This window comes from Gordonia sp. PP30 (assembly GCF_023100845.1).
Taxonomy (GTDB): domain Bacteria; phylum Actinomycetota; class Actinomycetes; order Mycobacteriales; family Mycobacteriaceae; genus Gordonia.
In genome coordinates this window covers 115,887-129,313 of the sequence record NZ_CP095864.1, presented here as the reverse complement: position 1 = coordinate 129,313, position 13,427 = coordinate 115,887, and the positions used below count along the sequence as shown (strand labels likewise).

At 70.9% G+C, this 13,427-nt stretch carries 14 protein-coding genes; 6 read left to right on the top strand and 8 right to left on the bottom strand.

The features are described 5' to 3' along the window. Window positions 1-85: 85 nt before the first annotated feature. The 4 genes from MYK68_RS00635 to MYK68_RS00620 all read right to left on the bottom strand — a co-directional run bounded on the left by MYK68_RS00635 (window position 86) and on the right by MYK68_RS00620 (window position 3,627). Window positions 86-889, bottom strand: coding sequence for a CPBP family intramembrane glutamic endopeptidase (locus MYK68_RS00635; protein WP_247865708.1), 804 nt, complete (start codon window positions 887-889; stop codon window positions 86-88). 34 nt (window positions 890-923) lie between these two features. Beyond that, the gene (locus MYK68_RS00630) at window positions 924-2,138 is read right to left on the bottom strand and encodes a hypothetical protein (protein WP_247865707.1); all 1,215 of its coding nucleotides are present in this window, start codon (window positions 2,136-2,138) and stop codon (window positions 924-926) included. A 68-nt stretch (window positions 2,139-2,206) separates the two neighbouring features. Then, complete coding sequence (locus MYK68_RS00625; protein ID WP_247865706.1) at window positions 2,207-2,887, bottom strand: class I SAM-dependent methyltransferase; 681 nt, start codon at window positions 2,885-2,887, stop codon at window positions 2,207-2,209. After that, entirely contained in the window at window positions 2,884-3,627 is a 744-nt protein-coding gene (locus tag MYK68_RS00620) for a DUF2470 domain-containing protein (protein ID WP_247865705.1), read from the bottom strand. Before MYK68_RS00620 ends, MYK68_RS00625 begins: the two co-directional genes overlap by 4 nt. Before the next feature lie 117 nt (window positions 3,628-3,744). Between MYK68_RS00620 and pheA the strand changes: the two genes are divergently transcribed. Both pheA and MYK68_RS00610 read left to right on the top strand, forming a co-directional pair. Continuing rightward, complete coding sequence (gene pheA / locus MYK68_RS00615) at window positions 3,745-4,677, top strand: prephenate dehydratase (protein ID WP_247865704.1); 933 nt, start codon at window positions 3,745-3,747, stop codon at window positions 4,675-4,677. 1 nt (window position 4,678) lies between these two features. Then, window positions 4,679-5,323, top strand: a complete 645-nt coding sequence (locus MYK68_RS00610; RefSeq protein ID WP_247865703.1) for a histidine phosphatase family protein — start codon at window positions 4,679-4,681, stop codon at window positions 5,321-5,323. 39 nt (window positions 5,324-5,362) lie between these two features. On the opposite strand, the gene MYK68_RS00605 is transcribed toward MYK68_RS00610, so the two are convergent. Beyond that, complete coding sequence (locus tag MYK68_RS00605) at window positions 5,363-6,049, bottom strand: TetR/AcrR family transcriptional regulator (protein WP_247865702.1); 687 nt, start codon at window positions 6,047-6,049, stop codon at window positions 5,363-5,365. Window positions 6,050-6,110: 61 nt separating this feature from the next. On the opposite strand from MYK68_RS00605, the gene MYK68_RS00600 reads away from it, so the two are divergent. Continuing rightward, on the top strand, window positions 6,111-6,866 hold the full coding sequence (locus tag MYK68_RS00600; protein WP_247865701.1) for an SDR family oxidoreductase: 756 nt from the start codon (window positions 6,111-6,113) through the stop codon (window positions 6,864-6,866). 32 nt (window positions 6,867-6,898) lie between these two features. Further along, the gene (locus MYK68_RS00595) at window positions 6,899-7,225 is read left to right on the top strand and encodes a nuclear transport factor 2 family protein (protein ID WP_247865700.1); all 327 of its coding nucleotides are present in this window, start codon (window positions 6,899-6,901) and stop codon (window positions 7,223-7,225) included. Window positions 7,226-7,336: 111 nt separating this feature from the next. On the opposite strand, the gene MYK68_RS00590 is transcribed toward MYK68_RS00595, so the two are convergent. Together MYK68_RS00590 and MYK68_RS00585 are read right to left on the bottom strand one after the other, a co-directional pair. After that, window positions 7,337-7,687 carry a metallopeptidase family protein gene (locus tag MYK68_RS00590; protein WP_247865699.1) on the bottom strand — a complete coding sequence of 117 codons (351 nt, stop codon included), beginning with the start codon at window positions 7,685-7,687 and terminating at the stop codon, window positions 7,337-7,339. Window positions 7,688-7,689: 2 nt separating this feature from the next. Beyond that, window positions 7,690-8,799, bottom strand: a complete 1,110-nt coding sequence (locus tag MYK68_RS00585) for a septum formation family protein (protein WP_247865698.1) — start codon at window positions 8,797-8,799, stop codon at window positions 7,690-7,692. Window positions 8,800-8,856: 57 nt separating this feature from the next. Here MYK68_RS00585 and serS point away from each other — a divergent pair, with 57 nt between their 5' ends. Further along, window positions 8,857-10,113 (top strand): serine--tRNA ligase, encoded by a 1,257-nt coding sequence (serS, locus tag MYK68_RS00580; protein ID WP_247865697.1) that lies wholly within the window; start codon window positions 8,857-8,859, stop codon window positions 10,111-10,113. 398 nt (window positions 10,114-10,511) lie between these two features. Here the strand turns inward: serS and MYK68_RS00575 are convergent, their stop codons facing one another. Beyond that, entirely contained in the window at window positions 10,512-11,702 is a 1,191-nt protein-coding gene (locus MYK68_RS00575; RefSeq protein ID WP_247865696.1) for an RtcB family protein, read from the bottom strand. 132 nt (window positions 11,703-11,834) lie between these two features. Between MYK68_RS00575 and MYK68_RS00570 the strand changes: the two genes are divergently transcribed. Then, a complete protein-coding gene (locus MYK68_RS00570; RefSeq protein WP_247865695.1) occupies window positions 11,835-13,403 on the top strand; it encodes an LCP family protein in 1,569 nt (522 codons plus the stop codon). Window positions 13,404-13,427 lie beyond the last annotated feature (24 nt).

Below are 13,427 nucleotides of genomic sequence, written 5' to 3'. Positions count from 1 at the left end.
CCCGGCTCGCCGGAGTCGGCATCCGCGCAGGTCGGCACCCGGTCGGATCACCGGCCGCGGAATCTACGTCACAGTACGGTCGTTCTCAGCCGGTGAGCCAGCCGAGGTGCGGGGCGAGCAGGGCATAGCCGACGAAGGCGACCACGTCGATCACCGCGTGGGCGATCACCAACGGCCACACCCGCGCGGTGGCCTGATACCAGCGGCCGAAGACCAGGCCCATCACCACGTTGCCCAGACCCGCGCCGAAGCCCTGGTACAGGTGATAGCCGCCGCGCAGGATCGCGCTGCACGCCAGCGATCCGTTCGGGCCGAGGCCGAGCTGGCGCAGTCGCACCAGGAAATAGGCGACCACGATCACCTCCTCGGCCCACGCGTTCCCGATCGCGATCAGCACCAGCGTGAGGTACTGCCACCAGGGTCCGTCCGTCGAACTCGCGACCAGCTGCGCGTTGATCCCGAGCGCCCGGGCCACGGCGACCAGTCCCAGTCCGGGCAGCCCGATCAGCGCGGCCAAGGCCAGGCCGGGCGGCACGTCGCGCCGGGCCGGCCGGGTCAGTCCCACCTTGCCGAGCGCGATCCCGCCGCGCCACAGCAGGTAGACGCCGAGCGCGCCGATCGCCAGCAGCCGCCCGGTGCGCATCAGCTGCTCCAGGAAGTCGATCACGCCGACGGTCGACGCGCTCGGATTCAGCGCGACGGTGGTACCGCCGATCCCGCCGCGCAGCTGAGCATCGAGCAGGTCGAGGAGAGCGGACAGCGCGGAAAAGCCGAAGGTGAGCGTCCCGACGATCACCAGCTCGATGATCAGCGCCCGGCGTGCACGCGGATCGATCTCGACCGGCACCGCCGGTTCGGGGGCCGCACGCACCCGCTCCCAGAAGCTCACTCGTGTCAGCGTAGAGGCGGGCGCCGCCGGCCGGTCAGCGCCCGTCCCGGTACTGCTCGCGGATCCGCACGCTCTGCGGACTGAAATACTCCCGCGTCCTCCGGTTCCACAACAGATACGAGAAGAAGATCGGCACCACGAGGACGAGCGCCAGGAAGACCACGACGAGGACCACGCTCGGTCCCACGGCACCGCCACCGCCCGTACCGTCGGCCGCCGTGAACAAGACGAGACCGGACAGCACGAGGAGCACGACCAAGAGCACCAGCGCGATACCCACCGTGACCAGGTTGATGATCGTGATCACCGTGAAGTAGATGTACGCCCCGCGCGAGCCACGCAGCAGCAGGAGTCCCGCCCACAGCTGAAGTCCGGTGGTCACCAGGGCGATGATGTCGAGCACCATCACGACCGTGCCCCAGCCGGCCAGCCACGAGTCGTAGTAGGCGTAGTCGTACCAGTACGACGCACCGGTGATCGTCAGCACGAGAAGTGCGACGCTCGTCAGGACCCCGACGACGGCGCCGATGATGCACCACCAGGCGAGGAAGGTCGTCTGCCACGGACGTTTCAGCGCCGTCTCGATCGCCCGCCCCTGCCCCCACGGATCGGCCAGCGAATACGGCATCGCGACCGGAATCGGCGGCGGAGCGACGGGAACCGGCGGCGCGGCGACCGGGTCCGGGAGTGCGGGCACGGCGAGCGGCGCTGCCGGGGTCGCCACCCGGGTCGGCGGGCGTTCCACGGCCGGACGTGCGGCGGGCACCGGAGGCCGTCGCACCGGACGCGGCGGAAGCGGTGCGACCGAACGTGCCGGAGGCGGCGTGACCGGACGAGCCGACGGTGGAGTGGGCCGGGCCGACGACCGGGGTTCCGCCGAGGCGGTCTGCGGCGGCCGGGCGCCCAGGGGCGGGATCGGCCGCTGTGGCGCGGGCGGCGGGGTAAGCCGGTTCTGCGACGGCGGCGGAGTGGGCCGATTGTTCACCGACGGCTCGCGGGGAGGCGACGGAATCGCCGGGCCGGGGCCGCGGTTCTCCCGCGGATCCGGGCGGTCTGCGCCGCGCGGATCCAGCGGCTCGGCCTCGTCGCCCGCGGCGGTGGGCGTCGACACCGCCATGACACGCGTCGCCCCGTCGGCCTCCGGTGCGGTACGCGCGGGAATGCGGATCAGGCGCACATCGTTGACACCGTGGTCGTGCGGCAGGTCGGGGTCCGACGACGGCGCCGATCTTCGTTCGTCGGACGGCATGAGGTGATCCTAAGACGTGGCCGCCGAACCGCGCGTCACCCATTCGGCCGAATCGGGCGGCGAGCCGGTCAGGACCGGCGCAGCTCGTTCGCCACGAAACTGACGCCCCGGAAGAACGGCCGCGGCGCCGCGAAGCCGGCCGCCGCACCGAGCGTCCGCAGCTCCGGTTCCGCCAGCGGATGGAAGTCGGTCTGCAACCGCTCCCGCATCGCGGCCAGCCCCTCCGGCGCCACCCCGCGGGCGGCGGCGTATTCGGCGATCACGTCGAGGTCGTCCTCGTCATGCTCCATCAGGTCGCAGAGCAGCAGCGACGCACCCGGACGCAGCCGCCCGGCGATGGCGGCGAGATAGTCACGCTTGGCGTCGTGCCCGGCGACGAAGTGCATCACGAGCAGGCTCACCGCCGCATCGAACGGTTCGCCGGACGGCAGGTCGTCGACGTAGCCCTCGTGGAAGCGCACCCCGCTCAGGCCCGCCGTCGCGGCGCGGCGCCGGGCCACGGCGAGCATGTCGGGTGACGGGTCGACGCCGACCAGCTCCCAGCCGGGGTTGGCCTGCGCGAGCGCCAGCGTCTCGGTGCCGGTGCCCGCGCCGACCACCAGCACCCGGGCGCGTTCGGGCAGGCGCGCGGCGAGGACCGCCGCACTGATCTCGTGGAGTTCCACATAGCCGGGGACGAGATTGACGATCCGGGCGTCGTAGCCGAGGGCGTTGCTCGCCGCGAACCGGTTGCCGAGAGTGCTGGTCACGCCTCGACCACCAGCTCGTGAAGGGCGGCGGAGAGGTCGCCCACTTCGGCGCACGGCCGCACGAACGGCAAGCGCACGTCGGCGTCGTCGGTGGGGGTCTCGATGCGGAAGGTGATACCGAACCGGTCCAGGCCGAGCGGCCGGACACGACCGCGCTGCAAGTGCTTCGGGAAGCGGCTCGCCAGGCGGTACACCAGATCCTGGTGGTCGGCGTCGAGGTGCGAGAGCCACTGGCCCTCGTACTCCCAGAACGGATCCGGCTGCGCGCCGGAGAGGGCCGCGGCATCCACCGACGACGCCCCCGCCGCGGTGGCGATCACCGCGTTGTCGAGATGCAGCCGGAGCAGGCAGTGCCCGTGTCCGACGTCGAGCAGCCGGGAATCGGGATGGTCGCCGGCGATCTCGATCGCCAGTTCGCGCTCGAGTTCGGTGGGCACCGAGTGCACCCGGCCGGACAGCCAGATCAGCGATCGCACGCGCTCGCGGAGGCTGATCGGCGCGCAGTCGGCGAGTTCGAGCATCGCCGGCACCCCGTCGAGGGCGGGTCCGGCGAGCGCGCGGGCCGGGGCATCGTCGGGCACCACCATGAAGGCCTCGGACTCTAAGAGATGCACCATCGCGACGGCCGCGGGCGCGCAGCCGTCGACCGACAGCGTGCCCTCGTGGGCGCGCCGGCACGCGGTCTGGATCCGCTCGGCGTCGCACGGAACCGCCATCGCGGCGGCGTCGGTTCCCTGCATTGGTCGACCTCCCCGGTCTGATTTAGGTGAGCCTTACTTATGGTCACCTAACTTAGACGCGCGCCGGGCGGGCCGTCAACAACCATCCACCGATCAGGGACCGACTACCCTGGGCTCGTGCCCACCTTCGCTTACTTCGGCCCCGCCGGAACCTTCACCGAGATGGCGCTGAAATGCCTGCTCGACCGAGGCGCGGTCGCGGTCGACGACGCCGCCCAGACGGTCGCCGCGGGCTCCCCCACCGCCGCCGTCGCGATGGTGCGAGACGGCGCCGCGGACTACGCCTGCGTGCCGATCGACAGTTCCCTGGAGGGTTCGGTCCCCGCGACGATGGATGCGCTGGTCCCGAAGGGCGACGAGCACCGGGTCCAGGCGTACGCCGAGGTCGCCCTCGACATCGCCTTCACGATCGCCGCCCGCGGGGACATCCCGGCCGGCGACGTCCGGACCATCGCCGCCTATCCGGTCGCCTCGGCACAGGTGCGCGAGAGCGTCGCCGCGGCGTTCCCGAATGCGGAGTTCGTCCTCGCCTCATCGAATTCCGGCGCGGCCCTCGACGTGGCCGAGGGCCGGGCGGATGCGGCCGTCACCACGCCGATCGCGGCAGAGTTGCACGACCTGACCCCGCTCGCCGAACACGTCGCCGACGCCGACGACGCGGTGACGCGTTTCCTTCTCCTCGGACGTCCCGGCACCCCGCCGGCGCGCACCGGCGCGGACCGCACGTCGGTGATCCTCGATCTGCCGAACGCACCCGGCAGCCTGGTCGCGGCGATGACCGAGTTCTCTTCTCGCGGAGTCGATCTCACGCGCATCGAGTCCCGCCCGCGCGGAGCCGGCGCGGCCGGCCAGTACCGCTTCTACCTCGATGCGGCCGGGCACATCGATGACGCCGCGGTGGGCGAGGCACTCCGCGCGCTGCACCGGAGCGTCGAGCGCGTGGTGTTCCTCGGCTCCTGGCCCGCGGACCGCAACGGCGGCGCCACGCCGCCGCCCGACCACTCGGAGAGCGTCACCTGGTTCGCGGCGCTGCGCGAAGGCGGCGACTGACATGGCGCGGCTTCATCTGGTCCGCCACGGCGAGACCACCTCCAACGTCTTGCAGCGGCTCGACACCGCGCTGCCCGGTGCGAACCTCACCGATTTCGGCGCCCGCCAGGGGATCCGGTTCGGATTGACCAATCCGCTGACCGCCCCCGCCGTGCTGCTCAGCTCACAGGCGCGCCGGGCACGACAGACCGCCGAGCTCATCGCCTCCGCGTGGGGGATCGACACCGCCGCGATCGACGACGTCCACGAGGTCCAGGCCGGCGACCTCGAAGACCGCAGCGATCGCGAGGCGCACGAGACCTTCCGCCAGGTGGTCCACGCCTGGCACCGCGGCGACCTCGACACCCGGCTGCCCGGCGGCGAATCCCTGGAGATGCTGCACCGGCGGTACCTGCCGGTGATCGACCGTCTCGCCGCGGAGAACCTGCGCGGGGACGCCGCACGCGACGTCTACCTGGTCTCGCACGGTGCCGCCATCCGCCTGATCGCCGCGCATCTGGCCGGCGTCGACGCCGAGTTCGCCCTGCGCAATCACCTCCGCAACACCGACTCGGTGGACCTGGAACTCACCGACGACGGCTGGCGACTGCTGCGCTGGGGCAACCGCACCGACTTCGTGTCCGACGACGTCGAACCCCTCGGCTGAGACGCGCCCGCACCGGGGTCCGGGAGATCCGCCCGGGCCTCACCTGCCGGCCGACGCGTCCAGCATCCCGAGCCATTCGATGAGCAGACGCGTCTCGGTCCCGCCCAGAACCTCGGGGTTCGCCGCCGCGATCTCGATCGCGGCGGCGAGCGGACTGTCGGTCCGCACGCCCGCGCCGGTGATCGCGGCGAGTGTGGCCTCCCGCACGGCGTCCGAGAGCGCCGGATCGGGGGTCGCCTGGATGATCTGGCGCAGGGTGACGCCGATGTTGGTCGCCAGCACGTGCGCCGCCGCCTGCTCGGCGGGCACCGCCAGCCTGCCCTGTCGTGCCGCCCGCTCGGTGAGCGCGCCGAGGATCGCGGTCGCCCTCCCCTGCGCGGCGGGCGAGTAGCCGGGGCGGACCTTCCCGTACATCAGCGTGTAGAAACCCGGGTTGTCCAGCCCGAAAGCCACGTGCGCATCCCAGCCCGCACGGATGTCCTGAATCGGATCGCCCGACGACTCCATGGCGGACTTCTCCCCGAGATACAGGTCGAAGCCCCGCTCGATCACGGCCTCGATGAGCCCCTGCTTGGACCCGAAGAAGTGATACAGGGTGGGCATCTTGACGCCCACGGCGTCGCAGACCGCACGCAGCGAGAAGTCCTCGCCGGGCGCCGAGGCGATCAGGTCGGCGGCGGCGACGATCATCCGCTCCCGTGTATCACTGTTCGCAGTCTCTGTCATGTTGCTATGCTAGCGTCTGTATCACCGATATGGTGCTACATACCAACGATATGGAGCAGACATGGCCGAGTACACACTCGCGGGAAAGAACGTCCTCATCGCCGGCGGCGCCAAGAATCTGGGCGGCCTGATCGCCCGGCAGTCGGCCGCGGCGGGGGCGAACGTCGCCATCCACTTCAACTCCGAGGCGAGCCGCGCGGATGCGGAGGAGACCTTGGCCGCCGTCCAGGGCGCCGGGGTCAAGGGCGTGCTGATCCAGGCGGATCTCACCGTTCCCGACAACGTCACGCGGCTGTTCGAGGAGGCCGAAGCCGGAATCGGGACGATCGACGTCGCGGTCAACACCGTCGGCAAGGTACTGCGCAAGCCCATCGTGGAGACCACCGAGGACGAGTACGACTCGATGTTCGACGTGAACGCCAAGTCCGCGTACTTCTTCCTCAAGGAAGCCGGCACCCGCCTCGCCGACCACGGCAAGGTCATCACGATCGTCACGTCGCTGCTGGCCGCCTTCACCGACGGCTACTCGACCTACGCCGGCGGCAAGTCGCCGGTGGAGCACTTCACCCGGGCCGCCGCCAAGGAATTCGCCGACCGCGGCATCTCGGTGACGGCCGTGGCGCCCGGCCCGATGGACACGCCGTTCTTCTACGGTCAGGAGACGCCCGAGCGCGTCGCCTTCCACAAGTCGCAGGCCATGGGCGGCCAGCTGACCCGGATCGAGGACATCGCACCGATCGTCGCGTTCCTCGCCACCGACGGATGGTGGATCACCGGTCAGACCATCTTCGCCAACGGCGGCTACACCACCCGCTGAACCCGATCACCCGCATACGACAGGAGAGTCCCATGACACCACCCATCCCCGAACCCGTCGCCGCCTTCCTCGCCCGGGTCAACGCGCACGACGAGGACGGCTTCCTCGACGCCTTCACCGACGACGGCGTGGTCGACGACTGGGGCCGGATCTTCACCGGCCGGGCGGCGATCAAACAGTGGAGCGACAAGGAGTTCATCGGCTCGAACGGCACCCTCACCGTCGAGGAGGCCGACGCGGACGGCGGCCGGGTCACCGTCGTCGGCGACTGGCGCTCGACGCACGCGAACGGCCGCTCGAAGTTCGTCTTCGACGTCGACGGAGACAAGCTCACCAGGATGACCATCCGCGAAGGCTGAGCCACGGGGCCCGTCGATCGGGTCCGCGACGGCCGACGACGCCGACGAGGCACCCGGCACCATCCGAGTCACCCGCCACCGTCTCGGATGTCGGCGGGTGCCTCGTCCGCCTCAGCCCCAGCCGTGGTCTTCCAGCCAGTGGTCGTCGATGCCGAAGTGGTGGCCGATCTCGTGGAGGACGGTGATGGCGACCTGCTGGCGGACCTCGTCGGGGGTGCGGCAGACGGACAGGATGATGTCGCGGTAGATCTCGATGGTGTCGGGCAGGAACCCGGCGTACTGGGTGGTGCGCTGGGTCAGCGCGACGCCGGTGTAGAGCCCGAGCAGGTTCCGGTTCTCCGGGTTGAACGGCTCGATCATGATCACCACGTTGTCCATGGCGCGCATCAGCTCCTCGGGGAGCAGATCGAGCGCTTCACCGACGAGGATCTCGAAGTTCTCGTCGGACATCGCGACGGCCATCGTCACCCTCCCGAGGGGGCCGGGACTTCCTGGCCGTTCGGCGAATACCCGGGCGGCAACGGCACCGGGGTCGGCAGCGCGCGTCCGGGCGGACCCTGGGCCGGCGGCACCGGAAGCTTGCCGTTGACCAGGACCTGCTGGCGGGCGTCACCGACCAGCTTGGCGAAGCCACCACGATCGGGCACGGCGACGTAGCAGACCACGCGACGGCTGCCCGTCATCCAGCTCACCTCGGAGATCACCGACCACTGGACGTTGAGGGTGGTGTTATCGAACTTCTTGGCGCCGCCGAAGAATCGGTTGGTCTGGTTGGGACAGATCGTCTTGAGATAGTCGTTCTGCGCGGCGACGCCCGGCCACGGCTTGCCGGAGTCACGGGAACCGAAGCGCTGCGACAGGTCGACCACGCCGGTGGTCTGGAAGGCGTGCGGTTCCGCGCAGTCGACCGGCTCGCCGGTCGGCTTGCGGGTGGCGTCGTCGAATCCGATGCAGGTGCCGTCGGGCCAGGCGAACGACTGGTCGGTGTCGGCGGCGCGACCGGCGAAAAGCTCCTGAGCGCCATTCGGGCCGGGCTGCTCGATACCGCAGCGCAGCACGCGCGCGCCGCGCTCCCACTGCGCCTTCGGCGGGTACATCAGGCCCACCGCGAGCCGGCCCTGCGGATCCAGGCCACCGCCGAGGTAGCGGTCGACGATCACGCCGCACTGTTCGTCGCGGATGGCGGCGAACCGCTCGGGTCCGGGCCACGGCGCCGTCGGGCCGAATTCCGATCCGGGGAACTGGGCGGTATCGACGGTGCCGGCCACCTCGAACCGGTGCTGGTCGGCGCAATCGACCTTCGCCGGGGTGCCGGCCGCGCCGTCGCCCCAGGTGAGGCAGTCGCCGGCCTGCGAACGGGTGAAATCGGTCTCGGTGTACGAGCTGCCCTCGCCGATCACGGTGTCGCCGAGCTTCGCGCTGTCGGAGAAACCACCGCGGGCGAAGAGCACCCCGCCGGCCGCCACCGCGCCGACCAGCACCGCGACCAGCGCGACGACCAGGCGGGTCGCCGAGATGCGGCGCGCGGGAGCGGCGTCACCGGCGTCGCGGTTGTCTTCTTCGGGAGAACTCATCGTCGTCCATCATGCCTGGTGCTGGTGGAGGGTGCGTCGCGAGTAGGCTAGTGAGTCGTGATTGACCTGAAGATTGCGCGGGAGAACCCCGATCTGGTCCGCGACTCGCAGCGTGCCCGTGGTGAGGATCCCGGCCTCGTCGACCAGCTGCTGGAGGCCGATGCGGCGCGTCGTGCCGCGATCGCCGAGGCCGACGCCCTCCGCAACGAGCAGAAGGGCTTCGGCAAGCTCGTCGGCAAGGCGTCCGGCGACGAGAAGGCCGCGCTGCTGGCCCGCGGCAAGGAGCTCGCCGAGCAGGTCAAGGCGGCCGTCGCCCGTCAGAACGACGCCGAGCAGACGTTCACCGCCGCGCACCGCGCCATCTCGAATGTCATCTCGGAGCAGACCCCGCCGGGTGGCGAGGACGACTACGTGGTCCTCGAGCACGTCGGCTCACCGCGGGAGATCGCCGACCCGAAGGACCATCTCGAACTCGGCGAGAAGCTCGGCCTGATCGACATGGGCCGCGGCGCCAAGGTCTCCGGCTCGCGGTTCTACTTCCTCACCGGCCCCGGCGCCATGCTGCAGCTCGGCCTGCTGAACATGGCCGCCGCGAAGGCCACCGCCGCCGGTTTCACCATGATGATCCCGCCGGTGCTGGTGAAGCCCGAGGTGATGGGCGGCACCGGGTTCCTCGGTGCGCACGCCGACGAGGTCTATCACCTCGACAAGGAGGACCTGTACCTGGTCGGGACCTCGGAGGTGCCGCTGGCCGGGTACCACGCCGACGAGATCCTGGATCTGTCCGACGGTCCCAAGCGGTACGCCGGCTGGTCGACGTGCTTCCGCAGCGAGGCCGGGTCGTACGGGAAGGACACCCGCGGCATCATCCGGGTCCACCAGTTCGACAAGGTGGAGGGCTTCGTCTACTGCAAGCCGGAGGACGCCGAGGCCGAGCACCGGAAGCTCCTCGACTTCGAGAAGTCGATGCTCGCCGCCATCGACGTGCCCTACCGGGTGATCGACGTCGCCGCCGGCGACCTGGGCAGCTCGGCGTCGCGCAAGTTCGACTGCGAGGCCTGGATCCCCACGCAGAACACCTACCGCGAACTCACCTCGACGTCGAACTGCACCACGTTCCAGGCACGACGGCTCGCCACCCGCTACCGCGACGAGAACGGGAAGCCGCAGACCGCCGCGACCCTGAACGGAACGCTCGCGACCACCCGGTGGATCGTGGCGATCCTGGAGAACCACCAGCAGCCCGACGGCTCGGTGGTCCTGCCCGACGAGCTGGCCACCTTCACCGGTTTCCAGGTCCTCGAGCCGCGCTGACCTCGAGTGGATCGAGTCGTAGGCGGGCCGACGACTCGATCCGCGGGGCGTTTCGACACGGTTCGTCGCGAAGTTTATCTAGAGCCCCGTCGAAAGGCTCCTCACCGGCGGGGCGGGCTACGAGGGGTCCCCGACGGGCGGTAGCGGGGCCCTCGCCACGCTACGAGGAGATCCGCGAACGGGCCGCAGCGGGGCCCTCGCCGCGCTCCGAGAGGTCCCCAACAGACCGCAGCGGGACCCCCGTCGCGCTACGAGAGGTCCACAAACGGGCCGCGACAGACCCTCGCCGCGCTCCGAGAGGTCCCCAACGGGCCACGACGGAACCTTCGTCGCGGCCCGTTGAGGGGGTCCTCACGGAGTAGCCGGGGTCCGGCGAGCGCGGTTTCGATGATGATCGATCAGCCCTTGACGCAGAGGATGGTCCGGAGGCGGGTCACCACCTCGACCAGGTTCGACTGCGCCTCGATCACCGAGTCCAGGTCCTTGTAGGCGCCCGGGATCTCGTCGACCACGCCGGCGTCCTTGCGGCACTCGATCCCGTCGGTCTGCGCGCGCAGGTCGTCGACGGTGAAGGTCCGCTTGGCGGCGGTGCGGCTCATCCGCCGGCCGGCCCCGTGCGACGCCGAGTAGAGCGACGCCGGATTGCCGAGCCCGCGGACCACGTAGCTGCCGGTGCCCATCGACCCGGGGATCAGCGCGAGGTCGCCGGAGCCCGCGCGGATCGCACCCTTGCGGGTCACCACGTACTCGGCGCCGTCGACCGTCTCGCTGCCCACGTAGTTGTGGTGGACGTTGATCTCGTCGGTGAAGGCCGCCTGCGGGAACTGCTCGGCGACGACACCGCGGAACAGCGCCATCATGACCGCGCGGGAGTGGGCCGCGTAGTCCTGCGCCCACCGCAGGTCGTAGAGGTAGGCGTCCATCTCCGCCGAACCCGACAGGAAGTAGGCCAGGTCGCGATCGGGCAGGTCCTGATTGTGCGCCAGGCCCTTCGCGGTCGCGATGTGCCGCTCGGCGAGCTCCTTGCCGATGTTGCGCGAACCCGAGTGCAGAGTCAGCCACACCGCGTCGCCGTCGTCCAGGCACACCTCGATGAAGTGATTGCCGCCGCCGAGGGTGCCGACCGCCTTGGGCGCCCGGTCCATCGCACGAGACACGTTGGCGTGCAGCCCCTTCGCCGCCTCCCAGAGGTGATTGGACTGCCGCTCGACGGCGCCACCGAACCGGCGGGTGCGCACCTGCTGCTTGTGCACCTTGAAGCCGACCGGAATGGCCGCCTCGATCGCCGAGCGCAGCGCGCCGAGGCCATCGGGCAGGTCGGACGCGGTGAGCGAGGTCTTGACCCCGGCGACGCCGCAGCCGATGTCGACGCCGACCGCGGCGGGCGAGACGGCGTCTTCCATCGCGATCACGGAGCCGACCGTGGCACCCTTGCCGAGGTGGACGTCGGGCATGACGGCCACCTGTCGCACGGGGTCGAGCCGGGCGATGTTGCGCAGCTGATTCAGCGCGGCCTGCTCGATCTGGTGCTCGTGGGCCCAGAGGCGGACATTGGACTGACCGGTGAGTGTCACCGGGAACGCGGACATGATTTCTTGCCTTTCCGATTGATTGCCCGCGACACGCTACGGCACCGCGCGTGCGGCGCGCCACGCATTTTCCCTGCGCATTCCCCCGCCGGATTCAGCCTCTTCTGATCACCCGCCGGTACTCTTGCGACGATGAACGCTCAGCCTCCGCAGCCGCCGCGCATGCCTGGCGACGGCGGCCGCCGCGAGGGAGCCCCGAACAATCCGCCCGGCAGGCCGCCGCGACGACCGGTGCCCCCGCCCGCGCAGGGCCGGCCCGCACCGGCACAGCCCGCGCCCGGCCGTCCCCTGCCGCCGCCCCCGCGGCACCCCGCCGGTCAGCAGCAGCCGCCGCCCGCCCGCGGCCAGCACGAACGGCCCCGGCACGTCGAACCGCCGACCGCCTACGCCCCGGGCCCGGTGGCACCCCCGCCTCCGCAGGCCTGGTCCGCCGATCCGCCGCCCCGACCGGGCCCGCCCCGTCCGGATCCGCGCTGGGCGCGCACGCTCCCCGGCGCCCCCGACGACCAGCGCGAACCCCTCCCCGCGGTGGCCCCCGACGGCTACGCGCCGCGGCAGGAACCCGAACCCGTTCCGGGCGGCCCGCGACCGGCCGGACGACGCCCCGCCGACGCCCGCGGACCGTCACCCGCCGAGCGGTCGGCCGGTTCCCGCAGCCGTCGTCCCCGCGACGGCGGCGACGGGCGCCCGCCCGCCGGGCCGGATCAGGGCTCGGCGAAGAAGCCGAAGAAGGTCCGGCATCGCCGCCGCAAGCGCCGGATCCTGCCCTGGTTCCTGGTGATTCTGCTGGTGCTGGTGATCACCCCGGTCGGCCTGATGTTCTACTACGACAGCAAGCTGCACCGCACCGACGCGCTCGCGTCGTACAGCGGCCGGCCGTCGAACACGCCCGGCACTACCTGGCTGATCGTTGGCACCGACTCGCGCGCGGATCTGAGCCAGGCGCAGAAGGACAAGCTCGCCACCGGTGACAGCGACGGCGCCCGCACCGACACGATCATGCTGGCGCACCTGCCGCCGCGCGGGAAGCCGATGCTGATCAGCATCCCGCGCGACCTCTACGTGCCGATCCCCGGCATGGGCAGCCACAAGATCAACGCGGCATTCAACGAGGGCGGGCCGAAACTGCTGGTGCAGACCGTCGAGAACCTCACCGGCCTGCGCATCGATCACTACGCGGAGATCGGCTTCGGTGGTTTCGACCGGCTGGTCGACGCCGTCGGCGGGGTGACGATGTGCCTGGACCAGCCGTTGCACGACCCCAAGGCCGGCCTTCATCTGAAGGCCGGCTGCCAGAAGCTCAACGGCGCGCAAGCGCTGGGGCTGGTGCGCACCCGCGCGTTCCCGAACGCCGACCTGGAACGCGTGGTGAACCAGCGCAAGTTCCTCACCGCGCTGATGCACAAGGGGTCGAGCCCGGGTGTGCTGCTGAACCCGTTCCGGCTGTTCCCGTTCCTCAACGGCGCGGTGGACTCGCTGACCGTCGCCGAGGGTGACCACCTCTGGAACCTGGCGTGGCTCGCCTACAAGCTGCGCGGCGACACCATCACCACGACGGTGCCCACCGGCGGCCCGGAGTACACCGACGACGGCGACTCACTGGCCGTCGGCCAGTCGACGCACGACTTCTTCGACTACCTGCGCAGGGGCCAGTCGATCCCGGCGGACCTGCTCTCGGACACCGGCGGCGCGGTGTCGTGAACGGCGGTCGCCGTTCGACCTCGC